Here is a 24,557-nt window from a genome sequence, read left to right on the forward strand (position 1 = left end):
AGGAGGGGCGAATGCGGTTTACATGGTCTCGCGCAATGCTGGCTGCGGCGATGATGGTCGGGGTCATGGCGCCATCGGTGAACCCGACCGCCGCGCGAACGACGCCCAAACCGGTGGATGCGCTGGCCCCAAGCCCGTTACCCACCCCCGCGATGACCAAAAGCGACATCGATGCCTGGCTCGACGGCTATATGCCCTATGCCCTGAAGCGCGGGGACGCGGCGGGGGCGGTCGTGGTGGTCGTCAAGGACGGCAAAGTGCTGACGCAGCGCGGCTTCGGTTACGCCGATGTCGGCGCGCGGCGGCCGGTCGACCCCGAAACCACAGTTTTCAAGCAGGCCTCGGTATCGAAACTGATTACCTGGACCGCGGTGATGCAGCTTGTCGAGCAGGGCAAGATCGATCTCGACCGCGACATCAACGCCTATCTCGATTTCAGGATTCCGGCCTTCGCTGGCAAGCCGATCACGATGCGCAATTTGATGACGCATACCGGCGGCTTCGACGAAGTGCAGCGTGGGCTCAACAGCTATGACCCGAAGAAAATCCCTTCGCTCGGCGACGCGCTGAAGCGTCAGGTGCCCTACCGCATCTATGCACCGGGAACGACGCCGGCCTATTCGAACTACGGCACCTCACTGGCGGGTTATATCGTCGAGCGTGTATCGGGGCTCTCGTACAATGACTATGTCGAGCGCCACATCTTCGCGCCTGCAGGCATGACGCGATCGACTTTTCGCCAGCCGCTTCCCGCGCGGCTGCAGCCCTTGATGGCGAACGGCTATATGCTGGGATCGGGAAAGCCTGGGCCGTTCGAACTCAGCAGTCTCACGCCGTCGGGCGCGATGGCCGCGTCGGGCGCCGACATGGCACGCTTTATGATCGCACATCTCGACAAGGGCGGGCCGCTATTGAAACCCGCCACCGCGGCGCAAATGCACGACACGGTCCTGCGGCTGGTCCCACCGCTCAACGGCATGGCGCTCGGCTTTTATGAGCAAAATATCAACGGCCGCAGGGCGCTGTCGCATGCGGGCGACAGCCTCAATTTCCACAGCCAGCTCTGGATATTTCCCGAGGAGAAGGTCGGCATCTATATGTCGATGAACGCCGCGGGGACGCAGAATGTATCGGGGCCGATCCGTGCCTATCTGTTCGAAGCCTTCGCCGATCGCTATTTCCCGTTTGCGCAGCGGGACGGCCGCGTCGATGCCGCAACCGCGCGCGAACATGCGCGCATGATGGTCGGCACCTACAACAAGACCCGTCGGCTCGAAACGAGCTTTCTGAAAGCGATGGAACTGGCCGGGCAGACGAAAGTCTTCTTGGATAGCGACGGTGGCATCCGGCTGAACGCGGTGCAGGGTATCGGCGGTCAGCCGCGCAAATGGGTCGAAATCGCCCCGTTCGTCTGGCGCGAAGCCGGCGGCAAGATGCGCCTCGCTGCCAGGGTCGAAAATGGCCGCGTCGTGCGTTTCAGCGTCGATTCGGCGTCGCCCTATATCGCATTCGATCGCGTGCCCTGGTATCTGTCGACCGCCTGGCTGACGCCGGCGATGCTCGCCAGCCTCGGCGCGCTTTTACTGACAGCGATTGCCTGGCCCGCCGCGGCGCTCGCCCGTCGCCGCTACGGCGTGAAAGCCGACCTCGCGCCCGCCGCGCTCAAAAGCTACCGGCTGACGCGCGGCTTTGCGGCGCTCGCCGTCGCCGTGATGCTCGGGTGGATCCTGTTCGTGTCGACGCTGGTCCGCGATTTCTCGTCGCTGAGCGGCGAACTCGATTGGGCGCTGGTCACGCTCCAGATCGTAACGCCGATCATATTTCTCGGCCTGCTTGCCAGCGCGATCTGGAATATCCGGCACGTCTGGACCGGCAAACGCGGCCGCTTCGCCAAATTCTGGAGCATCGTCTTGCTGATCAGCGCGGTGGTGCTCCTCTGGATCGGCGCAGGCTTCCACCTGATCGGCTTCGGGACCCGCTTCTGACCCGCGTAGGCGGGACGTCTTGCATAACCGTCCCGCCTGTCGGCAAAGAAAACTTCTCCAATCATATTGCAATTATCAAATTTTGAAAATAATGTCCCAAACAGGTCAACAGGAGTGATTGCAGGATCGATGTCGTGTAACCGGCCGATTCCGTGTCACTTCCGAATTTGGTGAGACATGTGAACATTCAAACTTCCCTCGACGTCGCGGCCGGTGCCTTGCAATTGCCGCAACCCTATCTGCTGTTCCTCGGCGACACGACGATACGCGGCTATGCGAAAACCGCCTTTGGCCTTCGCGACTGGGCGCCCGAGAAATGCGTCGGCGAATATGCGCTGCCCGGCGCCACCGTCAGCGTGGGGCTGGAGCAGCTGGCGCCGGCCGAGGCGCGGGCGCGGGGCGCGCGTTCGATGCTCATCGGCGTCGCGAACAGCGGCGGCGTCATTCCTGAAAGCTGGATGCCCGCGCTGTTCGAGGCGCTCGATGCGGGGCTCGATATCGTCAGCGGCATGCACATGCGGCTGGCCGAGATGCCCGAACTCGCCGCACGGGCTGAGCGCCTCGGCCGCCAGCTGATCGACGTGCGCCACCCGCCCGCTGGCCTGCCCGTCGGTACGGGACGCAAGCGGAGCGGCAAGCGGCTGCTTACTGTCGGAACCGACTGCGCACTCGGCAAGAAATATACGGCGCTCGCCCTCGCACGCGCTTTCACCGCGCGCGGCGTCGACGCCGATTTCCGCGCGACGGGGCAGACGGGCATCATGATCGCCGGCGGCGGCGTGCCGATGGACGCGGTGGTCTCCGATTTCGAGGCGGGTGCGGCGGAAACGGTGAGCCCTGACGCGGCCGACGATCACTGGGATGTCGTCGAAGGACAGGGGTCGCTTTATCATCCCGCCTATGCCGCGGTATCGCTGGGCTTGCTCCACGGAAGCCAGCCCGACGTGATCGTCGTGTGTCACGAGCCTGGCCGCGAAGAGATTTTGGGTTCGCCGGGCTACCTCTTGCCGAGCATCGAGGAAACGATCGATCTCAACCTGCGCCTCGGCGCGCGGACCAATCCGGCGATCCGCTGCGCGGGCGTCTCCTACAACACGGCGCATATGGCGGAGGATGAGGCAATCGCGCTGATGGCGGCCGATAGCGAACGGCTAGGCCTGCCGGTCGCCGACCCGATCCGCGGCGGCGACGCCTTTGCCCGCCTGGTGGATAGCTGCCTCGCATGAGCGCAGCGGCCACCCCGGCAGCGGCGACCGGATCCTCCTGGTTCCAGCGTTTCCTGTTGCCGGGGTTCGCCTTCAAGGCCGTCGTGATCGGTGGCGGCTATGCCACCGGGCGCGAACTCGCGGAATTTTTCCTGCCGAGCGGGCCGTGGGGCGGATTGGCCGCCATGCTGCTCGCGATGCTGCTGTGGAGCATCATCTGCGCCGCGACTTTCTCGCTCGCGCGGGTCATGGGCGCGTTCAATTATCGCAGCTTTTTTGAAGGACTTCTTGGTCGCGGCTGGATATTGTTCGAGGTCGCTTATGTTCTGCTCGTGACGCTGGTGCTCGCTGTGTTCGGCGCCGCGGCGGGCGAAATCGGCGCGTCGATCTTCGGCTGGCCGCCGCTCGCGGGCACCGCATTGCTCGCGGCCTCGATCGCGCTGTTCGTGACTTTCGGCAATGCGTCGGTCGAGGGATTGTTCAAATATGTCTCCTTCCTGCTCTACGGCGTCTACGCGCTATTCATGGTCTTTGCGCTGAGCAGTTTCGGTGATGAGATCGCGGCACGTTTCGCCATTCCGGCGCCGTCCGATGGCTGGATTCTCGGCGGGCTGACCTATACCGGCTATAATGTCATCGGCGCGGTCGTGATCCTGCCGGTGATCCGCCACCTGACGAGCCAGCGCGACGCGGTCGTCTCGGGGCTGATCGCCGGGCCGCTCGCGATGGCGCCCGCCATCCTCTTCTTTGTCGCGATGATCGCCTTCTATCCCGGCATCACGGATCAGACTTTGCCGTCGGATTTCATGCTGCGGCAACTCGACATGCCGCTGTTCCACCTGCTTTTCCAGTTCATGATCTTCGCTGCATTGCTCGAAAGCGGTGCCGGTTCGGTCCACGCGATCAACGAGCGCGTCGACGCCGCGCGCCGGTCGCGCGGCGGGGCGCCGCTTGGCAAACGCGCGCGGGCGGGTATCGCGGCGGCGCTGCTCATCGGCTGCATGTTCCTCGCCGACCGCTTCGGTCTCGTGACGCTGATCGCCAGCGGCTATCGCTTTCTCTCGTGGGTCTTTCTCGCCGTCTATGTCGTGCCATTGCTGACGGTCGGCCTGTACCGGCTGGTTCGCAGTCGGAAACAACAGCTTCAACCCGCCGTGCAGGGGAATATGACGTGACGAAAGCAACTGGCTGGGCGCGGGTTCGGCGCTGGGTGAAGCGTATCTTGCTGGGTCTGCTCGCGCTGTTATTGCTGCTCGTCGTCGTGGGCGCGATCTATGAGGCGCTCGGCCGCAAGAACGCGCAGGCGAAATACCCGCCCCCCGGAAAGCTCGTCGATATCGGCGGGCGCAAGATGCACATCGATTGCCGCGGCACCGGATCGCCGACCGTCATTTTGGAATCGGGCCTCGGCACGGGCGGTACGACCGACTGGACGCTGGTTCATGACGAGATTGCCGGTTTCACGCGCACCTGCGCCTATGACCGCGCTGGCATCATGTGGAGCGACGCCAAGGATAGTCCGCAGGATGCCGCGGCGGTGGCCGAGGATCTGCACAGGCTTTTGAAGGGGTCCGGAATATCGGATCGACTGGTGCTTGTCGGCCACTCGATCGGCGGCCCCTACACGCGCACTTATGTGGGCAAATATGGCGAGCAGGTGGCCGGGCTGGTGATGGTCGATCCGTCCCACCCCGACCAGATCGCGCGGCTCGGCAAAGTGGTGAGCATCGACGTTCATCCCAGGCGCGCGTCGACGCTGATCCACACGGCAAAGGCTTTGGCGTGGACCGGCATCGTCCGCTTCGTGATCGCACAGGGCGACAAGCCGAAGCTGCGGACCGCGGCCGAAACCAAGCGGCTCGGCGATGCGCTGGTCAAGGCGGCCGCCTATGCCAGCACGTCGATACGGGGTTCGGCCTCCGAACTCGATGGCTTCGACCGCACGATGGATCAAGCGCGCGCGGTCCGCAGTTTCGGAAACCGGCCGCTGATCGTGCTCACCGCAATGGCGCCGATGAAGCCCGAACAGCTGAAGGCCTTGGACTTGAAGCCCGAAGCGGGCGCGCGCTTCAAGCAGGAATGGAAGGCGCTCCATAGCGAACAGGCGGCGTTTTCAACGCGCGGGCGTCAGCAGATCGTGCCCGACGCGACCCATTATATCCAGGTCGATCGCCCCGAAGTCGTGATCGCCGCGGTTCGCGAGGTCGTGGACGAAGTGCGCGCCGACACGCAGGCTACGGCAAGGAAATGAAAGCAAAACCGTCTGCTCGGGCTGACGGCAAGGAGATGGAATGATGAAGCGTAAGATCCTTTTGGGTGCGATGTCGATGCTGCCGCTGCTGCTCGCTGCGAACACCCCGGCGCCCGAATATGACATTGTGGTCCGCGGCGGCCGCGTGCTCGATGGCGCGGGCAACCCGTGGGTCAGCGCCGACGTCGCGGTCAAGGACGGCCGGGTCGTGCGGATCGGACGCGTTGCGGGGCGCGGCGCCAAGGAAATCGATGCGAAGGGCCGCTATGTCTCGCCCGGCTTCATCGACATGATGGATCAGTCGGGGCGCGTGCTGGTGAAGAATGGCGCGGCCGAGAACAAGCTGCTGATGGGCGTAACGACCGTCATCGCGGGTGAAGGCGGCCCCCCCGCGGCCGCCACGGAAATCCCAGCCCATTTCAAAACGCTGGAACAGCAGGGCATCTCGGTCAATTACGGCACTTACTATTCGGCGACGCAGGCGCGCGTGAAGGTGATGGGCGACGGCGCGGGATCGCCGACGCCCGCTCAGCTTGAGGCGATGGGCCGCGAGGTGAAGATCGCCATGGAAAATGGCGCGTTCGGCATCTCCAGCGCGCTGATCTATCCGCCGAGCAGCTTCCAGACGACGTCCGACCTCGTCACGCTGGCAAAGGTCGCGGCGCAGTGCGACGGCTTTTACGCGACGCACATGCGCGACGAGAGCGAAGGCTTGGTCCAGGCGATCGAGGAAGCGATCGAGATCGGCGAAAAGGGCGGGGTGAAGGTCGAGATTTTTCACCTGAAAGCCGCCTACGCCCCGGGCTGGGGCAAGCTGATGCCGCAGGCGGTCGCAACGATCAACGCGGCGCGCGCGCGCGGCGTCGACGTCGCGGCGGACCTCTATCCCTATACCGCGGGCGGCACGGGGCTCGAGATCATCGCACCCAGCTGGGTGTGGGCCGACGGCGTCGAGAAGGGGATCGAGCGGCTGCGCGATCCCAAGGTGCGCGAGCGGATGAAGAAGGAAGTCGCCGCGGGCTCGATGCCCGGCTGGTCGAACCTTGTTCACGCCTCCGGCGGCTTCGCCAATGTCCGGCTCGCTAATGGCTTCAGCGACAAATACCGGCCCTATCACGGCAAGAGCCTCGCCGAGATCGGCAAGGTGCTGAACCGCGACCCGGCCGATGTGGCGTGGGACATCTTGCTCGAAGGTCTGCCCAACCGCTCGGTCGCGCTCTATTTCATGATGAGCGAGCAGGACATCGAAACCGCGATCAAGCAGCCGTGGGTCAGCATCGGCAGCGACGCCGCGGCCTCCGAAAAGGCGGGCGAGATGGACGCACTCGGCCTGCCGCATCCGCGCGCTTATGGCACCTTCCCGCGCATCATTGCCGAATATGTGAAGCGCCGCCCGGTCCTGTCGCTCGAGGATGCGGTGCGCAAGATGACGGGCTGGCCGGCGCAGCGCATGGGGCTGACCGACCGCGGGCTGATCCGCGACGGGATGCGCGCCGACATGGTGGTGTTCGACCTGGACAAGCTCGACGATGTGGCAAGCTGGGACAAGCCCACCGCGTCGCCGACGGGGATCGAGACCGTCATCGTCAACGGTGTCGTCACCATCGCGAACGGCAAGCATACCGGCGCCAAGGCGGGCGCGGTGCTGCGCCACAGCTGCGGCGTCTGAGGACATGGTGCGCTATATTTCCAGCCTTGGTCTCACCGCTCTGGCGTTCGTCGCCTCCGCGCCGTCTTTCGCCGCCGCCCCGGCGATTTCGACGCCCGAAGACCTCGGCACCGCCGTTTCCGCGCAAATTGCGTGCGCCAGCATCTTCGTGGCAGAGCGCGCCGAGGCCGATGTGCTGCGCGACGACATCCACGCGTTCGCGCCGTTCACGACGGCGGTGACGCTGGCGGTCGACCGCAAGGCGCGGACGGTCACCGCATCGGCGCCGGGCGCCGCGACGCGTACCGCGCTGTTCCGGCCCGTGGCGGGTTGTACATTGCTGACCGGCGATGTTTCGACCGCCGCGCTCGACGCGCAGGCGGCCAAGCTCAAGCCGACGCGCGGGAATGCAGCGAAGCCCTGGCCGATCGGCGATGCCCCGGTGCCCAAGCTGGCCGCCGCCGCCGAGGCAAAGCTCGACCGCGCGGCGCTCGACAAGGCGGTGATTGCCGCCTTCGACGAACAGAATAAGGGCGGCTATCCCGACACGCGCGCGATCGTCGTCGTGCAGGGCGGGGCGATCGTTGCCGAACATTATGCGCCGGGGTTCGATCAAAATACCGAACTGCTCGGCTGGTCGGCGTCGAAGAGCATCATGGGGACGCTCGTCGGCCTGCTGGTCGACGACGGCGTGCTCAAGCTCGACGACCCCGCGCCGGTTCCCGAGTGGCAAGGCGAGGGCGATCCGCGGTCCAAGATCACACTGCGCCAGCTACTCACCATGTCGAGCGGCCTGACGTTCAGCGAAAGCTATGTCCCCGGCAATGATTCGATCAAAATGCTGTTCGAGGCGGGTGACATGGCGGCGATGGCGGCGGCCAAGCCGCTGAAGGACGCGCCGGGCACGAATTGGAGCTATTCGTCGGGCACGACAAACATCCTCTCTCGCATCGTGTTTCAGGCGACCGGCGGGACGCTGGAGGGCATGACGCGCTTTGCCCAGAAGCGCCTGTTCGAGCCCACGGGCATGACCAGCGCGCTGATCGAGCCCGACGAGACGGGGGTGCAGGTCGGCAGCTCCTATGCCTATGCCACCGCGCGCGACTGGGCGCGCTATGGGTTGCTGCACCTCAACAAGGGCAAGGTCGGCGGCAAGCAATTGCTCTCAAAGGAATGGCTCGATTTTGCGGTGACGCCGACCAAGGCCGCGCTGCGTCCCTTCTATGGCGCGCAGCTCTGGCTGAACCATGCCGAAGCCGAGGGCGAGCGCCGCAAGCTCTACCCCGACCTGCCGACCGATACCGTCATGGCGCGCGGGCACAGCTTCCAGATCGTCGCGGCGATCCCGTCGCAGGATGCCGTCATCGTCCGTCTCGGCTGGACTCCCGAGGGGCACACATTCGACTGGAACAAATATCTCTCGCAGATCGCGGCGGCGCTCGCGCCCTGAACAGACCCAAGGACAAACTCGATGACGCTTCCCCTCTCGCTCGACCTCGCGATCGAATCGCTCCCCCTCGCCAAGCCGTTCCGCATCTCGGGGCATGTCTTCACCGACACCCCGGTCGTGCTGGTCACGCTCTCGGACGGCACGCATAGCGGGCGCGGCGAAGCGTCGGGGGTCTATTATCTCGGCGACGATGTGCCCGCGATGGCGGCCGCCATCGAAAGCGTGCGCGGCGCGGTCAAAGCCGGAGCGACGCGCGAGCAGTTGCAGACGCTGCTCCCCGCGGGCGGCGCGCGCAACGCGCTCGATTGCGCGCTCTGGGAACTCGACGCTCGGCGCAGCGGCGTTCCCGTCTGGGAAGTCGCCGGGCTCGCCGAACCGCGCCCGCTCCGAACCACCTTCACGCTCGGCGCCGACGATCCCGGCGTGATGGCCGAGGGTGCGCGTGGCTATGCGCAGGCGCGCGCGCTCAAGCTCAAGCTCACCGGCGACCTCGATCTCGACATCGCGCGCGTGCAGGCGGTTCGCGCGGCGCGGCCCGAATGCTGGATCGGCGTCGATGCCAATCAGGGTTTCGCGATCGGCGACCTCGATAAGCTCGTCGCGGCACTGGTCGCCGCCGACGTCAAACTGCTCGAACAGCCGCTGGCGCGCGGGCGCGAAGCCGACCTCACCGGCTACCAGTGCCCGATCCCGATCGCGGCGGACGAGAGCGCGCTAACGCTCGCCGATGTCGAAGGGCTGGTCGGCCGGTTCGATGTCGTGAACATCAAGCTCGATAAGTGCGGCGGGCTGACCGAGGGGCTGGCCATTGCACAGCGCGCCCGCGAACTCGGACTCGGCGTGATGGTCGGCAATATGGTCGGCTCCAGCCTTGCGATGGCGCCCGCATTCATTGTCGGACAGCTATGCGACATCGTCGATCTCGACGGCCCGATCTTCCTGGCGGACGATCGCAAGCCCTCGATCGAATATACGGGCGGCGATGCGTGGTGCGGCGAGGCGATATGGGGCCGCGAGGTCGGCTGAAAGCGATAATGGGACAGGGAGAGGCACAATGAAGAAAACGATTTTCGCGGGGCTCGCGCTGGTGGCGCTGATCCAGCCTGCCGCTGCGCAAGAACCGTCGGCAACCTATATCCACGCCGGGCGCCTGCTCGCCGATCCCGCGAACGGCCGCGTCGAAACGAACAAGACGATCGTTGTCGAAGGCGGAAAGATCGCCGCGATCCGCGACGGCTTCGTCGGCGAGGGCCGGATTGTCGACCTTCGCGATCAGTTCGTTATGCCGGGTTTCATCGACAGCCATGTCCACCTGACCTTTGAATCGAGCCCGACGAGCCGCCTCGATGCGGTGACCAAGTCGACCGTCGATCAGGCGTTCGATGGCGTCGTCTTTGCCAAGCGCACCGTGCGCGCAGGGTTCACCACCGTGGTCGACCTGGGTTCCGATCCACAGGCGATCAATGCGCTGCGCGATGCCACCGCGACGGGCAAGGTCATCGGGCCGCGGATTATCGCCGCGGGCGGCGTCGCGGCGCACGGCGGGCATGGCGACGTCCACGGCTATCGGCAGGAAATCATCGACCTGTTCCGCTCTCCCACGCTCTGTTCGGGCGCCGACGATTGCGCGCGCGCGGTGCGGCTGGCGGTGCAGCAGGGCGCCGACGTCATCAAGACCGCCTCGACCGGCGGCGTGATGTCGAACACCGCGGCGGGCCTCGGCCAGCAGATGAGCGACGCCGAACTCGTCGCGATCGTCGACACCGCGCACCGCCTCGGCCGCAAGGTCGCGGCGCACGCGCACGGGACCGACGGCGTCAATGCCGCGCTCCGCGCCGGCGTCGATTCGGTCGAGCACGGGACGTATCTGGATGCGGAATCGATCAGGCTGTTTAAGGCGAAGGGCAGCTATCTGGTTCCGACCTTGCTCGCCGGCGACACCGTTGCTCGGCAGGCCGAAGAGGCCGAATGGATGCCAGCAGCAGTCCGCGCCAAGGCGCGCACCGTCGGCCCGCTGATGGTCGATGCCTTGCGCCGCGCGCATCAGAGTGGCGTCCGCATCGCATTCGGGACCGACAGCGCGGTGTCGAAGCATGGCGAGAACGCCCGCGAATTCGCGCTGATGGTGAAGGCGGGGCTGACCCCGCTGGAGACGATCAAGTCCGCGACCGTGTGGGCGGCAGCGCATGCCGGGCTCGAAACCGAAATCGGCACCCTCGCGGCGGGCAAGTCGGCCGACATCGTCGCGGTAAAGGGTGATCCGCTGGCCGAGGTGCGCAGCCTTGAAACCATGGGATTCGTCATGGCGCGCGGCGTGGTCGCGCGGGAAGCAGGCGAATGACGATGCGCTCGCTCAAGCTGTTCGCGCTGCTGCCGCTCGCCATGATGCTTGGCACCGCGGCGACGAAGCCCGCAACGCAGCTGGCGCCTGCCATCGCGCCCAAGCCCGCGGCCGAAGCACAAAAAGCCGCGCCTCCGGTCACAACCCCGCTTGCCCCGCCGGCAACACTGACCAAGCAGGATGTCGACAGCTGGCTCGACGGCTTTATGCCCTTTGCCCTCAAGCGCGGCGATCTCGCCGGCGCCGTGATCGTCGTCGTCAAGGACGGGCAGGTGCTCACCCAGCGCGGCTTCGGCTATGCCGATGCCGCCAGGCGCACGCCGGTCGATCCCGCGCGCACCTTGTTCCGTCCCGGATCGGTATCGAAGCTGTTCACCTGGACCGCGGTGATGCAGCAGGTCGAGGCCGGCAGGATCGACCTCGACGCCGACGTCAACACCTACCTCGATTTCAAGATCCCGCTGAAGGACGGCAAACCCGTCACGATGCGCCAGTTGATGACGCACACTGCGGGTTTCGAGGAGCATGGCAAGCTCACCATGTTCGAGGACAAGAAATTCCAGATCCCGCTCGGCGATCTTGTGAAAGGCGGGATTCCCAGCCGCATCTATGCGCCGGGCACGACGCCCTCCTATTCGAATTACGGCACCGCACTCGCGGGCTATATCGTCGAGCGCGTTACGAAAATGTCGTTCGACGACTATGTCGAACAACGCATCTTCCAGCCCCTCGGCATGGCGAACTCGACCTTCCGCCAGCCGTTGCCCAAGAGCTTCGCGCCGTGGATGGCGACGGGGTATCGCCAGCTTTCGGCCGGCCCGTCGAAGTTCGAAATCGTCGGTCCGTCGCCCGCGGGCGGTCTTTCCTCGACCGGCGCCGACATGGGCAAATTCATGATCGCGCATCTGAACCAGGGCGCGGGGTTGATGAAGCCCGAAACCGCGCGGATGATGCACGACACGCCGCTCACCATCCTGCCGCCGCTCAACCGCATGGAGCTCGGCTTTTTCGAAACCAACATCAACGGCCGTCAGGTGATCGCGCATCTCGGCGACACGCAGCTGTTCCACACCGCGCTCCACCTTTTCACGAACGAAAATATCGGCCTCTATATGTCGTTCAACGCGACCGGTGAGCAGGCCTCGGTCGGCCCGGTACGCCGCGCCTTGTTCGAGGATTTCGCCGATCGCTATCTTCCGGGCAACGAAATGCCCGCCACGCGCGTCGATGCGAAAACCTCGGCCGAACATGCGCGGATGCTCGCGGGAAACTGGCTCAACAGCCGCCGAGCCGAAACCAATTTCTACGCGATCGCCTCGCTGCTCGGGCAGGTGAAGATCAGCGTCGGTCCCAAGGGCGAACTCATCGTCCCGGCCGCGCGCGACCTTAACGGAAAACCCGCCAAATGGGTCGAGACCGCGCCCTTCGTCTGGCACAATGCCGACGGCCACGGTCGGCTTGCCGCTGAGGTCGTGGGCGGCAAGGTCATGCGTTGGAGCATCGACGGCATCTCGCCCTTCATGGTGTTCGATCGCGCGCCCGCGTCGAAGTCCGCGGGGTGGATCAAGCCCGCGCTCTATGTCAGCTTCGCTATCCTGCTGATCACCTTGCTGCAGTGGCCCGTGTCGGCACTGGTTCGCCGCCACTACAAGGCGCCGCTGACGCTCCAGCGCCGGTCGCTGCTCGTTTATCGCGGCGTCCGCATCGCGGCAGGTCTGGTGCTCGCGCTGGTTGCTGCCTGGCTGGTAAGCCTGTCGACGCTGAAGGCGCTGCCCTCCTATGATCCGTGGCTGTGGTTCCTCCAGATTGCCGGGCTGATCATCCTTGTCGGCGGCACGGTGCTCGCGGCATGGAATCTGCGTATCGTCGTGCGGGAAAAACGCGGCTGGTTCCGGACGCTCTGGGCGTTGCTCCTGCTGTTTGCCGTGCTCGCGCCTTTCTACGTGGCGTGGACCTTTGGCCTCATCGCGATGACGGTGAATTACTGACCGCATAACGCGATTGGGGGAGGGGCCCAGCCTGGGCCCGTCTGTCCGTGCTCCGTTCTGCAACCTCCCCGTCGCCGCGCGACGGGGAGGTTTCTTCTGCTCGTCATCCGGGCTCGGCCAACGATGACTGAAGCATTGAATTACCGGGAGGGGACATAGCGCCTGACCATGCCCATTCGCATCGAGCGAAGTCGAGATGCCCCTTGCGCCAAGCACCACATCGATGGGTGTTTCGACTTCGCTCGACAGGAACGGAAACGGGAATGACTTGAAACCACCCCCAAAATCTGCCGCCTTCAAATAGGCCTTTCCTACATTATCCGGCTGTGCCAGTCCTCATCCAGCTCTTTCATTTTGTGAAAAGGCGGTCGCTGTCCGGCGCGCGGCAACGACTACGGTCGCACGCGTCGGGCACGACCCGACGTCCAAATCGGGGACGCGTTGGGCTGACCTTTCCTTACCTTTGAAACTGCTTGCGACGATCGAATCCCGGATCTCGCCGTCAAAAAAACAAGGGCAGCGGTATCGTCGATACCGCTGCCCCGGGGACTAGCTGATGGGGAAGGGTCAGAAGCTCAGCTTCACTCCGCCCGAAATATAGCGGCCGATCACGTCGAAATTGGGACTGGTATACGGCGTGATCGGCGGATCGCGGTCGAACAAATTGTTGACGTTGCCGAACAGGGTGAACGGGCCGGCTTTGAACTGGGCGCCCAGATCGACATAGGTGCGGCTGCCCACCTTGTTGTTCACAATCTCCACCGGGACATTGTTGATAACCGTCAAGGGGCGGTCGAGTCCGCCATCGACATAACGGATGCGCAGGTTGGCCCCGAAGCTGTCGTTGTCAAAGGCGATCGTGCCCGTGCCGCGCCATTTGGGGGTCGAGAAGGCGGTGTCGCCGCCGACGTAACCTGACACGTCCGCCCCGTTGATCTTCAGGTTGAAGACATGGTTGGCCAGCACGCGGAACGAGAGGTTTCCGTCGCTCAGCTGCATGCGGTATGATGCCTCGATGTCGATACCCTGCGTGCGGTAATTGGCGAGGTTGCGATAGGTGTTGGTGATCGACCCGATCGTGCCATTGGCTTCGCGGATGATGACGCCGCCGCAGGTGTCGTCGTTCGGCGCATTGGCGAAACACTGTTTGAGCAGGTCATTCGCGGTGACCGTCGTGATCACATTGTCGATGTCGATATCATAATAATCGACCGACAGGCGCAGGCCGGAGGCAAAGGACGGGGAGTAGGATCCACCGAGCGTCAGCGTGTGCGAAATTTCCGGGGTCAGGTTGATGTTGCCGCCGCCATAGACGAACACATTATTCTGCACCGTGCCATTCTGGCCCCGGAAGGGGTCGAGGACGGTGCCGATATTGGTCGACCGGGTAAGGAAATATTCGTTGATGCTGGGCGAGCGGATGTCGCGCGAATAGACGGCGCGCAGCAACAGGTCATTGACGACGCGCAGGGTGCCGCCGGTCTTCCACGACCAGATTCCGCCGCTGGTGCTATAATCCGAATAGCGCGCGGCGCCGTTGATTTCGAGCTTCAGCGTGTCGGTGATGTCGACCAGCGGCACATTCACTTCGGCGAAGGCTTCCTTGACGTTGAAGCTGCCATTCGTCGCCGACGAATTGAGCGTGCCGAGCGCGCCCGCGAGCGAGAGCGGGTCGACATAGTTGGTGACCTGCTTTTCCCAGCGGACGTCGGTGCCGAAAGCGATGTCGACGGGCCCAGCCCAAGTCGAGAAGGGCTGACCCGAAACGCTGGCGCCCGCCGCGTCGAGCTTGATCGTATAGATCAACTGCGAACCGCCGAACGCCCACGCCGCCGCCGCGTCCGAGATGCTGCCATTGCCGAACAGGTTGATCGGGACGCAATTGGGATCGTCGTTGGCCGTCGACGCATCGGTGTTGATGCGGCACGTCGGCGTATTGCCGACCAGCACAGCATCGACGCCATTGTTGAAGCGCGATTTGATCCGCTGGTTATTGAGCCCCTGGTTGAGCCGGATTTCACCGTGGTTATAATAGGCGCCGTAGGTCCAGCCTTCGCCGAAACTGCCGTTGAGTCCGATCGCGCCTTCCAGATTCCGGCGGCTATATTCGAAAGTCATCACCCTGTCGGCACCCACATCGTCCAGAACGCGGCCGAGCAGGAACGGACCGGTAACCCCCGCGGCGCCAAGTTGATCGCGGTTCGCCTGGGTCAGGAAGGCATTGTCGGGCATGATGACCGCTGCCGGCGTTTCCGGGAAGAAGCTGTAGTCCGCCGACATGCGGTGATAGCTGAAATTGGCCCAGATTTTCAGCGTGTCGGTGATGTCATAGCTCGCGCGGGCAAAGCCATTGATGCGCTCATAGGGGGTGCTGACCGCGACATAGTCGAAGATATTCTGGCCGCCCCCGCCGATGGTCGTGACACCGTTTGTGACGCTGCCGAGCGGGAAGGCGACGATATTGCCGTCGGGGTTGAACACCAGATTGCGGGGCGCGCCCGCGGTGCTGAGGATCGAGCCGCCGTTGTAAAGCTGCGTTGAATTGGGATCGCGCACCAGTTCGAGCTTGCCGTCGGCGCGCTGGAACAGCCCCGCCACCAGATTGGGCCGGTCGTCGCGGCTGAGCGCGCCGCGCTCGTTCATATATTCGCCCGCAACCATGAAATGGCCGCGCCCGCCCGCAAAATCGGTACCCCATGCGATGTCGGCGCCATAGCGCGCTGCGTCACCGCGCGACGAGATGCCCGACTGCACCCCCATGCGCCAGCCGTCGAAATCGTCATCGAGGATGATGTTGACCACGCCCGCAACGGCACCCGAGCCCCAGGCGGCCGATGCGCCGCCCGTGACGACGTCGATCCGCTTGACCAGGCTTTGCGGCACGATGTTGAGGTCATTGGCCCCGGCAAAACGATGCCCGTTGAGCAGCGTCAGGGTGCGGACCGACCCCAGGCCGCGCATGTCGGCGGTCGAAACGCCGCTGCTGGTGTTGCCCGGCGTCGTGGACGGCGTCGACGTCGCGCGAAATTGGGGAGCGTCGTTCAGCACCTGCGCGATGCTCGGGCGGTTGCCGAGCGCCAGCTCGGCCTCGCCGATCACCGTCGTCGGGGTCGGTGCGTCGAAACCTTCGCGCTGAATGCGCGAGCCGCTGACGACGATCTCTTCGTCCGAAACAACGTCGGCCGCGGCGTCGACCGACTGTGCATGGGCCGGGCTCAGACTGACCAGCATCGACAGCGCGGTGCCCGCATACCAGCCGGATTGAACGAGTTTCATAAATATCCCCTTCGCCTGTGGACGGCAGTTGCTGCCCAATGTTCGCTTATGTTTTTTACGACGAGGCTCTAGCGGTCCTCGCGTTTGCGAATTTCTATAAAGTCGGAATTTTGTGAAAAATCAACCCCAATCAAGACATAATTTTCAATTACAGAAAATTTGAGGTCTGACAGGCAGGAGATTCAGCCCGAAAGGCTTGTGAATCAGGCATTTTCAACCCTGTTTCAAAAAATATGTCTTGCCAACCGCTGTCTTGCCCGATGCGCGCTCAAGACGCACCGCATATCGGCAGGACGAGGAGGCGGGTTTTTGAGAGCAGCCAGCGGGTCGCTAGCGCGCTTGTCGTATCAAGCCGGAGCGGCGCCTTGGGTAACCGGCGAACACGACGCTTCCGGAATCTCGCACATCGTCCAACCGCCGCCCATCGCCTGGAACAGCTGGATGCGCGCCGAGAGTGCGTCGGCGCGGAGCTGGATCAACGACAGCTCGGCGCCGAGCAGGCCGCGCTGAGCGTCGAGTTGTTCGAGGTAGGGCGAATAGCCTTCGCGATAGCGGTTGGTTGCCAGCCGGAGTCCTTCGGCAAGCGCGTCGCGCTGCGACTGGGCGTACGCGATTTGTGCGTCGATCAGACGGACCGACGCGAGCGCATCCTCGACTTCGCGGAACGCAGTGAGCGCGGTGCGGCGGTACGCAAAGGCGGCCTGGTCTCGCTGCGCCCCCGCCGCATCGGCCTGTGCCGTCAGCCGCCCGCCCTGAAAGATCGGCGCGAGGATGCTGCCGCCGACCGACCAGATCGTGATCGGGTCGCCGAGCAGCGTCGAAAAGGCCGCGCCAGCGGCCGAGGTGAGGCGCACCTGTGGCAGGAAGCGCTTGCGCACGGCGGAGAGATTCTTGTCCGACGCCGCGAGCTGATATTCGGCCTGCGCGACGTCGGGCCGGCGGCGCAGCAGTTCGGACGGCAGGCCTTCGGGAACGGCGGGCACGGCAAGCTGCTCAAGCGCCGTGCCGCGGTCGATGGCGCGCGGCGTGTCGCCGACCAGCAGGCTAAGCCCGTCTTCAGTGCGCGCGATGGCGAGTTCGATCTGCGGCACGATTTGCGCGGTTGCGTCATATTCGGCCTGCGCTTGCTGAAGCTCGAGCTTGGGCGAATAACCCCGACCGACTCGAGATTTCGCGATCCGCAGCGATTCCGATCGTGCGCGCACGGTCTCGCGCGCGACCTCCAGCCGTGCGTCGAGGCCGCGTAGCGTGACATAATTGCTCGCGACCGCCGCCGCGACCGACAGCTGCACGCTATCGTGCGCCGCTTCGCTCGCAAACCAGCTATCGCGCGCCGCCGATTTTTGGTCGGCGAGGCGGCCGAACAGATCGACTTCATAGGCGATCTGCACCTGCGGCTGCGCAAAATTCTGCTCGGACGGCTGGCCAAAGGCGCTCACCGACCGCGATCGCCCGCCGCTGATCGTCGCGTCGATCGCCGGCAGTGTCTGCGCACGTGCGAGCGCCAGATTGGCGCGCGCCTCGCGCACGCGCCCCGCGGCGACCCCGATGTCGCTGTTGTAGGCCAGCGCCTTGTCGATCAAGGCGGCCAAGGCCGGATCGCCAAACGACTTCCACCAGTCGCGCTGCAGCGGCGCGGACGGCCCGGCATCGGTGCGCCACGCCACGGGCGGCGCGACGGGTGCCACCGGGGCGGTCGCAACCTTCGGCCCGGTGCAGGCGGCGAGCACCCCGGCGAGCAAGGTCGTCAGCGCGAACCGCGACATTTTCATCGCCTGGATCCGCTGTTCGTGTCGACATGAACCTCCACCGACATGCCGGGCCTCAGTCGCGCTGCCATCGGTTGCTTGTCGTCGATCTTGATCCGCACCGCGATCCGCTGCGCCACCTTGACGAAATTGCCGGTCGCATTGTCGGCTTTCAGTACCGCAAATTCGGAGCCCGCGGCCGGCGACAGATTTTCGATCCGTCCGGTCAGCTCAGCGTCACCGAGGGCGTCAACGGTGAACCGCGCTCGCTGGCCGATCGCCATGTCGCCAGTCTGCGCTTCCTTGAAGTTCGCGATGACCCACACATGATGCGGGACGACCGACAACAATTGCGTTCCCGCGGTGACATAGGCGCCCACGCGCACGCCGATCTCAGACAATTGGCCGTCGGCTGGCGCACGGATGATCGTATTATCGAGGTCGATCTGCGCGAGGCGGAGCTGCGCCTTCGCCGACTCGACCGCGGCTTCGAGCCCGGCGCGGCCGACAACGACGGTGCGGACGTCCTGAGTGCCGATCGCCCGGCTGGCGCGCGCCTGTTGCACGCCCGCCTGGGCCGCGAGCAGTGCTGCGCGCGTCTGGTCGAATTCGCGGGTCGAGATCGATCCGTCGGCAACGAGCGCGCGCGCGCGGCGCATGTCAGCTTCGGCCCGGACCAGCTGCGCCTGCGCGTTAGCGATGCCAGCGTTCTGGCTGTCGGTGGCGACCTCGCGCGACCGCTGTGCCTGGGCCGAATTCGCGAGGGCGGCCTGCTGCGCCGCGACGTTTGCTTCGGCTTGCGCGACGCGGGCGCGATAGATGCGGTCGTCGATCGTCGCGAGGATCTGGCCGGCCTTGACCTCGGCGAAATCCTGCACGGGGACGCTGGTGACATAGCCGCTGACCTGCGGGCTGATGATCGTCACGCGCCCGCGCACATAGGCATTGTCGGTCCGCTCCGCGCCGCCCGCGAAGGGTGGGAGCTGCCACGAATAAAGGATCGCGAGGATCGCAAACACGGCGACCGCCACAATGACGATCACGGTCGTTCGCTTCTTGTCGGGCGGGCGCCACGCTGACGGGCGCGCTTCGACTTGCGGATCGGATGCCGGAGCTGTTTCGGGCGGGGCAGGCGGCAGGGCTGCCTTTTCAGGCTCGGTTTTCGGCACGTTCGCCTTTGGCTCGTCGCTCACCCTATTGCCCCTGCTGAGCCTGTGCCTGCGCTTGCAGGCGCTGTACCAATAATATCACCGGCGACGGTTCATGCCGCCGCCGGATGCCTCGGCTGATCATGAAGCCCCATATCGTCGTCAAGACCGCGAGTACCCCGACCAGAAGGAATACGTCATTATACGCAAGGATGTTGGCCTCGCGCGTGACTTGCTGGCTTAGCAGGGCGGCGCCCTCTGCACTGCGCAGCACCGGATCGCCGACGGTTCCGGCAACGACGCGGCTGCCGGCGCCCAGCCGCGCCGTGACCAGCGGATCGCTCGCGACGATATTCTGGACCAGTTCGTGCGAATGATATTTCTCCCGAACCGTCTGGAAGGTTCCGAGCAGCGTGCCGCCGGCAAGCCCCCCGATGCTCTGGCTCATGCTGAACAGCACGACAAAGCTGATGAAATTTTTCCCGCCCGCAAGCAGGGTTCGCGCAATGCCGATTACCATCGCCTGCGCGAGGAAGAGCAAAGATGCAAAACCGATCAGCGCTTGGCTTAGATAGAATTGGCTCGGCCGGGTAAGGTTGGTCGCGTTCGCATCCATGAAGGATGCGATCACGATCAGCACGACCGCGATGATGATGGGTCGCGTCAGATTGTCGGGACGAAAGGTCAGCACTGCGGTCGCAAGGCCGGCGATCGACGCGAAGACGACGATCAGGTTCAGCGTGACCATCTGATCGTTGATCATGCCGACGCTATTGAGAAACCCGACCGATCCGAACGCCTGTTCGGACAGCAGGATACGGATCGATGCGGCGACCGCTATCAGCCGCATCATCTCGCGCGTGCCGAGCCATCGCGTGTTGATGAGCGGATTCCTGCGATGATGCTCGACGAGTATGGCGGCGGCGATCAGCGCGACACTGGCGGCCAGCGAACAGCCTATCCACGGCCGCTCGGTCCACCATTGGATCCGCCCTTGCGAGAGGACGGCGATCAGCAACCATAGTCCGGGTGCGAAAAGCGCGAAGGTCAGGAAATCGAGCGGTTCGAACACTTTCTGCCGCTCGCTCGGCGGCAGCGGCTGCGCCCACACGGCGGCGAGCGTCGCGAGCGCGAGCCCGAATTCGAACCAGTAGAGATTGTGCCAGTCGCCCCATATGAGCAGCCCTGGCGACAGCACACGCGCAAGCGGCGTCGCGATCTGGGGGATGCAGATGCCGATCATCACCGCGGCAAGCCGCTTCGATGCCGGAAGCGCCTGGAAGAAATAGAGAATGGTGAGGGTCGAGAGGCCGCTCGCCGCAATCCCGCTCATCGCCCTGACCGCAACCGAGGTCCAGAAATCGTGGATGAACAGGTGCATCAGCGTCGTCACGGCATAGGCGACGAGCATGTAGCGGATAAACGGCTGAAGTCCGAATTGCTGGCGATATTTGACGAGCAACAGGTTCGCGGTGACGTTGGTCATGAAATAGGCCGCCGTCAGCCAAGCCGCCTCGTCGCTGTTGAGCCCCAACGTCCCTTGCGCGAAGTTGAGGTTGACCGTGACGAGGGCGTTGCCGAGCCCGCCGGTGATCCCGATCAGACAGCCGATCAGGAAATGGCGCACCATGCGCGACTTCGGATGATCGGGATTAGCGGGCGATCCTGGAAGCGTTGGCCGTTCGTGGGGTTTGAAGACATAGTCCGCCATCGCGGTCAGGCCGGCTTCGCGGTTACGGACGCGCCACGGGCGGACTCGTGACTGCCATCATCGCGGCGCCCCAGCGGGCTACGGCGAATCGGTTCGATAATCATGATTTTCCTTACCGCATCGCAGGGAACCATGCAGCCTATTCGGTGGAATAGGAGACCCGCGACGCGGGCATAGAGGCCGTCGAGCACGCCCCCGGATCCTCAAGCGCGGTGCGTCTTCCAAAGATACGCCGCGCACGCCAAATCCTGAACGATCGAGCCGAGCGATTTATAGATGGTGACGTCCGATGCCGCGAGGCGACCTGGCGCGGCGCCCGAAAAGACATGCCCGATCTCGGGCAGGACATGCGCCTCGGTGACGAGCCTCGCCGCGCTGGCGCGCAGATATTCCGCTCCCTGCGCCAGCACGCCCTCGCGATGATCGGGCACGAAACGCGCCCGCGCGACCAGCACTTCGTCGATTTCGGATGGACCCGCGCGGCTTGAGCCGACGGCGTTAACGTGTATGCCGTCCGCAATGTGCGCGCTGAGTAGGATCGGCTCGGCGGCGCCGGTGAGCGTGCAGATGATGTCTACGCCGCTCACGGCGTCGGCAACTGAGTCCGCGCTACGGGCCGCAAGCCCAAGATCGCGCGCGATCCGACCGGCCAGCGCGTCCGCCTTTTCGAGCGACCGACCCCATATATGCACCTCGTCGAGCGCGCGGACATGGCGGATGGCGGCGACATGGTGCCAGGCCTGTTCGCCAGTTCCGAGGATCGCGAGACGGCGGGCGTTGGTGCGCGCGAGCGCGTCGGTGGCCGCGGCGGAGGCGGCGGCAGTGCGGATCGCGGTAACCTCGCTCGCGTCGATGACGCAGACGGGCGCGCCGCTCGCGCGATCGAACAGGATGATGACGCCCTGATGCGAACTGCCGTGTGCGGCCGCCGCCGGAAAGACGCTGATGATCTTCGCCCCGAAACCCGCGCCGTCGAGCGCGCCGGGCATGACCCCGAACAGATCGCCTTCGCCAAGATCGATGATGCCGCGCAGCAATTGCTGGGTTCGCCCTTCGGCGAGTGCGATCATCGCGCGGCGCATAAGGTCGATGCACGTCCGGTGATCGAGCTGGGCGCGGACTTCGGCGGCATCGATGAAGCGGATCGGATCAGCCACCCCAGACGCTTTCGGCGTGGCGCAGGAAATTGAGCCCCATGATCTTCTCGATTCGGCGGCTCGAATAGCCGCGCGCGGCAAGCAGCCCGATCAGTTTGCGAAACTGGTCGGGCCCGCGAAGGTCGACGACGAAGGGATAGGTGTCGGGGCGTTCGCCCGCCGCGCTGATTCCCGCCGCCCGGCGCTCGGCGATCTCCTTGGCGAGCACCGCTTCATAGGCCTGGAGATCGTCGATCTGACCGACTGTGCCATCGGTGCCGATCCCGACATGATCCTCGCCGCAGATATTCACCGCATGGTCGATGTGGCGGAGGACATCCTCGGCGCGCGCGTGGCCCGAGATATTGAGGAACGGCATGAAATAGATGCCGATAAAGCCGCCCCTTTCGGCAACGAGCCGCAGCTCGGCATCGGTCTTGTTGCGCGGCAGGTCGGTCACCGCGCGGCAGCCGGTGTGGTTGATCGAGATCGGTGCCTTCGAGGCGCGCGCGGCTTCGAGGCAGGTCTTCTCTCCGCTATGCGACAGGTCGACGATCATCCGCTGCGCGTTCAGCCGCTCGATCACGTCGCGCCCGAATGGCGTGAGGCCGCGGTTACCGGGCGCCATCGAACCGTCGCCAAGCTGGTTCGCCGGATTATAGGTGAGCTGGAAGATGCGGACGCCCATGTTGGCGAAGATGTCGACGCGGGCGGCGTCCTTGCCCATCATTGCGCCGTTCTGAAAGCCGTAGATGATCCCGACCTTCTTTTCAGCCTTGGCGCGGCGGATGTCGGCGATGCTCAATATCTTGAGGAGTTCGCGCGGATAGCGGCGCAGCAGCATGTCCATTTCGGCGACATCGGTGACGCTCTTTTCGAACGGTTCGGCCGGTCCCGCTACATAGCCGAGGGTGCAGTTGATCGCGGTGACGCCCGACGCATGCGCTTCGCCAAGCACGCGCGGTGAAAACGGGTCGGCGACGCCCTGTATATTCGGGTCGGCAAGGCCGCCGAGCGCATTGACGATCACCCATTTCCGACCGTCGGGGGCCGCGCTTGCGGCCGCCGGCAGGAGAGATGTCGCGGCCAGTCCCGCCGCGCCTGCGAGCATCGCACGGCGTTCAATCGTCATTTCCAAGCTCCTTCGCGGTCGGGGCGACATAATCGGCGCGTCGATATTCGCGGCCGCGCTTCACCGTCATTTCGATCTTTTCGATATTGTCGATGTCGGCCAGCGGGTCCGCCGACAGTATGACAAAATTCGCAAGCTTGCCCGGCTCGATCGACCCCATCTCCTTGTCCTGCCCCGCGGCGCGTGCGCCGACCAGCGTGGCCGAATGGATGACCGCGAGCGGCGGCATGCCGACATCTTTCGCCAGATAGCGAAGCTCGGCGTGGACTTCGGGCCAGGCGTCGCCGGCGGGATTAACGAAGTCGGTGCCGGTCGAAATCGGCAGGCCGGCGCGCCACGCTTGCTGGGTCATCTGGATCGTCCGTGCGCCGCTGCAACGCAGCGGCTTGGCTTTCGGATCGGCCTTGCGCGCGGCCTCGAACTTGACGAACAGGCTGCCCGTCGCATCGAGGATGGTGCCACGTTTCCGCATCGCGTCGAAGAGGCGGGCGACCACCGGATCATCGCCGGTCGGGGCGAGGCGCGCTTCGTCGACCGGGGTGCGGTCCTGATAGGCGGCGAGCATCTCGGGCTGCGCTTCATAGCCGAGATAACAGACATGGCTGACCGAATCGACGCCCGCTGCAATCACCTCTGCGGGGCGCGCGGGGAAGACCGCGCTGTGCGCCCAGATCATCAGCTTCTGGCGATGCGCTTCGGCGGTGATCGCCTTGACGCGCTCGGCGGGCAGGTTGGCGTAGATCTTGATCGCGCTCGCCGACGTGCCGCGCGCCAGCGTGACCGCGGTGCGCAGGTCGGTCCTTTCATCGATCGCCTGCATCCACGGCGCGGTGCCCGGCGTGAAGCCGCGGCTGACCGCAAGGACGCGCGTATCCTCGAAAAAGGACGGCCCCGCCATCAGCGCGGCGTAAAATATGTCGGGCGCCGGCATCTCGCCGACCAGCGACGCGCGCGAAAGCTCGCCAACCGCGCGCAGATCGTCGGCCATGTCGCGCACTGCGGTCACGCCGCCATAAAGCTGACGGCGCAGGATCGCCTCGGCGCGCGCGCGGTTCGGCGGGGTGGCGAGATGGACGTGGCTGTCGATCAGGCCGGGGATGACGAAGCGCCCGGACAGGTCGACCCGGCGTGCGGTTCCCGCCTGAGACAGCCCGTTATGCGCGCCGATCGCCACGATCCGCTCGCCGTCGATCAATATGTCCTGATTGGCGCGGGCCGGCGTGCCGGTCCCGTCGATCACAGTCGCATTGGCGTAAAGTATCTGTTGGGCCGCCGCCGAAGGTGCAGCCGCCATCAGCGATGCGGCAACGCCAAGCGAATGGATGGCAGCGAGGAGCGCTGGCGGACATGAGCCGAGGAATGTCATGCGCTCGTGGCTAGCGCGCTCATTTCATGTCCGCAATCGCCGAGCCAATATCGTGCGAATTAGCTGCATGAGACGGACACCATATCTGTTCTGGCGCGTATTAGTATGATAGCTATCACCCAAGAATCCGAAATTTTCTGTGCCGACGCGGTCCCTATAAGCTGCGCGGTAT

Annotated in this window: 16 protein-coding genes; 9 read left to right on the forward strand and 7 right to left on the reverse strand. The window is 64.8% G+C overall.

The window, feature by feature from the left end; genetic code table 11:
• The first annotated feature begins 11 nt into the window (after positions 1 to 11).
• The 9 genes from SKP52_RS05785 to SKP52_RS05825 all read left to right on the forward strand — a co-directional run bounded on the left by SKP52_RS05785 (position 12) and on the right by SKP52_RS05825 (position 12,868).
• Positions 12 to 1,985, forward strand: a complete 1,974-nt coding sequence (locus SKP52_RS05785) for a serine hydrolase domain-containing protein (RefSeq protein ID WP_039579990.1) — start codon at positions 12 to 14, stop codon at positions 1,983 to 1,985.
• Positions 1,986 to 2,164: 179 nt separating this feature from the next.
• Positions 2,165 to 3,211 (forward strand): DUF1611 domain-containing protein, encoded by a 1,047-nt coding sequence (locus SKP52_RS05790; protein WP_228383838.1) that lies wholly within the window; start codon positions 2,165 to 2,167, stop codon positions 3,209 to 3,211.
• Positions 3,208 to 4,365, forward strand: coding sequence for a YkvI family membrane protein (locus SKP52_RS05795; RefSeq protein ID WP_039572743.1), 1,158 nt, complete (start codon positions 3,208 to 3,210; stop codon positions 4,363 to 4,365). The genes SKP52_RS05790 and SKP52_RS05795 overlap by 4 nt, the downstream gene beginning before the upstream one ends.
• Positions 4,362 to 5,441, forward strand: coding sequence for an alpha/beta fold hydrolase (locus tag SKP52_RS05800; RefSeq protein ID WP_052207887.1), 1,080 nt, complete (start codon positions 4,362 to 4,364; stop codon positions 5,439 to 5,441). The genes SKP52_RS05795 and SKP52_RS05800 overlap by 4 nt, the downstream gene beginning before the upstream one ends.
• Before the next feature lie 40 nt (positions 5,442 to 5,481).
• On the forward strand, positions 5,482 to 7,110 hold the full coding sequence (locus tag SKP52_RS05805; protein WP_228383839.1) for an N-acyl-D-amino-acid deacylase family protein: 1,629 nt from the start codon (positions 5,482 to 5,484) through the stop codon (positions 7,108 to 7,110).
• Between the two features lie 4 nt (positions 7,111 to 7,114).
• Positions 7,115 to 8,539 carry a serine hydrolase domain-containing protein gene (locus SKP52_RS05810; RefSeq protein WP_081997221.1) on the forward strand — a complete coding sequence of 475 codons (1,425 nt, stop codon included), beginning with the start codon at positions 7,115 to 7,117 and terminating at the stop codon, positions 8,537 to 8,539.
• Positions 8,540 to 8,560: 21 nt separating this feature from the next.
• Positions 8,561 to 9,565, forward strand: coding sequence for a dipeptide epimerase (locus SKP52_RS05815; RefSeq protein WP_039572745.1), 1,005 nt, complete (start codon positions 8,561 to 8,563; stop codon positions 9,563 to 9,565).
• A gap of 28 nt (positions 9,566 to 9,593) precedes the next feature.
• A complete protein-coding gene (locus tag SKP52_RS05820; protein WP_039572747.1) occupies positions 9,594 to 10,880 on the forward strand; it encodes a metal-dependent hydrolase family protein in 1,287 nt (428 codons plus the stop codon).
• Positions 10,877 to 12,868: a serine hydrolase domain-containing protein gene (locus tag SKP52_RS05825; RefSeq protein ID WP_228383840.1), complete on the forward strand. Its 1,992-nt coding sequence runs from the start codon at positions 10,877 to 10,879 to the stop codon at positions 12,866 to 12,868. The genes SKP52_RS05820 and SKP52_RS05825 overlap by 4 nt, the downstream gene beginning before the upstream one ends.
• A 567-nt stretch (positions 12,869 to 13,435) precedes the next feature.
• On the opposite strand, the gene SKP52_RS05830 is transcribed toward SKP52_RS05825, so the two are convergent.
• The 7 genes from SKP52_RS05830 to SKP52_RS05860 all read right to left on the reverse strand — a co-directional run bounded on the left by SKP52_RS05830 (position 13,436) and on the right by SKP52_RS05860 (position 24,385).
• Positions 13,436 to 16,144: a TonB-dependent receptor plug domain-containing protein gene (locus SKP52_RS05830; protein ID WP_039572749.1), complete on the reverse strand. Its 2,709-nt coding sequence runs from the start codon at positions 16,142 to 16,144 to the stop codon at positions 13,436 to 13,438.
• Positions 16,145 to 16,491: 347 nt separating this feature from the next.
• Positions 16,492 to 17,910, reverse strand: a complete 1,419-nt coding sequence (locus SKP52_RS05835; RefSeq protein WP_052207891.1) for an efflux transporter outer membrane subunit — start codon at positions 17,908 to 17,910, stop codon at positions 16,492 to 16,494.
• A 2-nt stretch (positions 17,911 to 17,912) separates the two neighbouring features.
• Positions 17,913 to 19,085 carry an HlyD family secretion protein gene (locus SKP52_RS05840; protein ID WP_081997222.1) on the reverse strand — a complete coding sequence of 391 codons (1,173 nt, stop codon included), beginning with the start codon at positions 19,083 to 19,085 and terminating at the stop codon, positions 17,913 to 17,915.
• A 1-nt stretch (position 19,086) separates the two neighbouring features.
• The gene (locus tag SKP52_RS05845) at positions 19,087 to 20,751 is read right to left on the reverse strand and encodes an MFS transporter (RefSeq protein WP_039572752.1); all 1,665 of its coding nucleotides are present in this window, start codon (positions 20,749 to 20,751) and stop codon (positions 19,087 to 19,089) included.
• A gap of 203 nt (positions 20,752 to 20,954) precedes the next feature.
• Positions 20,955 to 21,908 carry an ornithine cyclodeaminase family protein gene (locus tag SKP52_RS05850; protein ID WP_228383841.1) on the reverse strand — a complete coding sequence of 318 codons (954 nt, stop codon included), beginning with the start codon at positions 21,906 to 21,908 and terminating at the stop codon, positions 20,955 to 20,957.
• Positions 21,901 to 23,019: a dipeptidase gene (locus SKP52_RS05855; protein ID WP_039572754.1), complete on the reverse strand. Its 1,119-nt coding sequence runs from the start codon at positions 23,017 to 23,019 to the stop codon at positions 21,901 to 21,903. The genes SKP52_RS05850 and SKP52_RS05855 overlap by 8 nt, the downstream gene beginning before the upstream one ends.
• A complete protein-coding gene (locus SKP52_RS05860; protein ID WP_039572757.1) occupies positions 23,009 to 24,385 on the reverse strand; it encodes an amidohydrolase family protein in 1,377 nt (458 codons plus the stop codon). Before SKP52_RS05860 ends, SKP52_RS05855 begins: the two co-directional genes overlap by 11 nt.
• Positions 24,386 to 24,557: the final 172 nt, after the last annotated feature.

It is taken from the genome of Sphingopyxis fribergensis (genome assembly GCF_000803645.1).
Taxonomy (GTDB): domain Bacteria; phylum Pseudomonadota; class Alphaproteobacteria; order Sphingomonadales; family Sphingomonadaceae; genus Sphingopyxis; species Sphingopyxis fribergensis.

What these genes read in the sequence shown, in the direction of transcription:
- SKP52_RS05805 (WP_228383839.1), top strand. Translation starts at nt 5,482, where the DNA reads ATGATGAAGCGTAAGATCCTTTTGGGTGCGATGTCGATGCTGCCGCTG.
- SKP52_RS05820 (WP_039572747.1), top strand. Translation starts at nt 9,594, where the DNA reads ATGAAGAAAACGATTTTCGCGGGGCTCGCGCTGGTGGCGCTGATCCAG.
- SKP52_RS05860 (WP_039572757.1), bottom strand. Translation starts at nt 24,385, where the DNA reads ATGACATTCCTCGGCTCATGTCCGCCAGCGCTCCTCGCTGCCATCCAT.
- SKP52_RS05825 (WP_228383840.1), top strand. Translation starts at nt 10,877, where the DNA reads ATGACGATGCGCTCGCTCAAGCTGTTCGCGCTGCTGCCGCTCGCCATG.
- SKP52_RS05835 (WP_052207891.1), bottom strand. Translation starts at nt 17,910, where the DNA reads ATGTCGCGGTTCGCGCTGACGACCTTGCTCGCCGGGGTGCTCGCCGCC.
- SKP52_RS05830 (WP_039572749.1), bottom strand. Translation starts at nt 16,144, where the DNA reads ATGAAACTCGTTCAATCCGGCTGGTATGCGGGCACCGCGCTGTCGATG.
- SKP52_RS05855 (WP_039572754.1), bottom strand. Translation starts at nt 23,019, where the DNA reads ATGACGATTGAACGCCGTGCGATGCTCGCAGGCGCGGCGGGACTGGCC.
- SKP52_RS05810 (WP_081997221.1), top strand. Translation starts at nt 7,115, where the DNA reads ATGGTGCGCTATATTTCCAGCCTTGGTCTCACCGCTCTGGCGTTCGTC.
- SKP52_RS05845 (WP_039572752.1), bottom strand. Translation starts at nt 20,751, where the DNA reads ATGGCGGACTATGTCTTCAAACCCCACGAACGGCCAACGCTTCCAGGA.
- SKP52_RS05795 (WP_039572743.1), top strand. Translation starts at nt 3,208, where the DNA reads ATGAGCGCAGCGGCCACCCCGGCAGCGGCGACCGGATCCTCCTGGTTC.
- SKP52_RS05785 (WP_039579990.1), top strand. Translation starts at nt 12, where the DNA reads ATGCGGTTTACATGGTCTCGCGCAATGCTGGCTGCGGCGATGATGGTC.
- SKP52_RS05815 (WP_039572745.1), top strand. Translation starts at nt 8,561, where the DNA reads ATGACGCTTCCCCTCTCGCTCGACCTCGCGATCGAATCGCTCCCCCTC.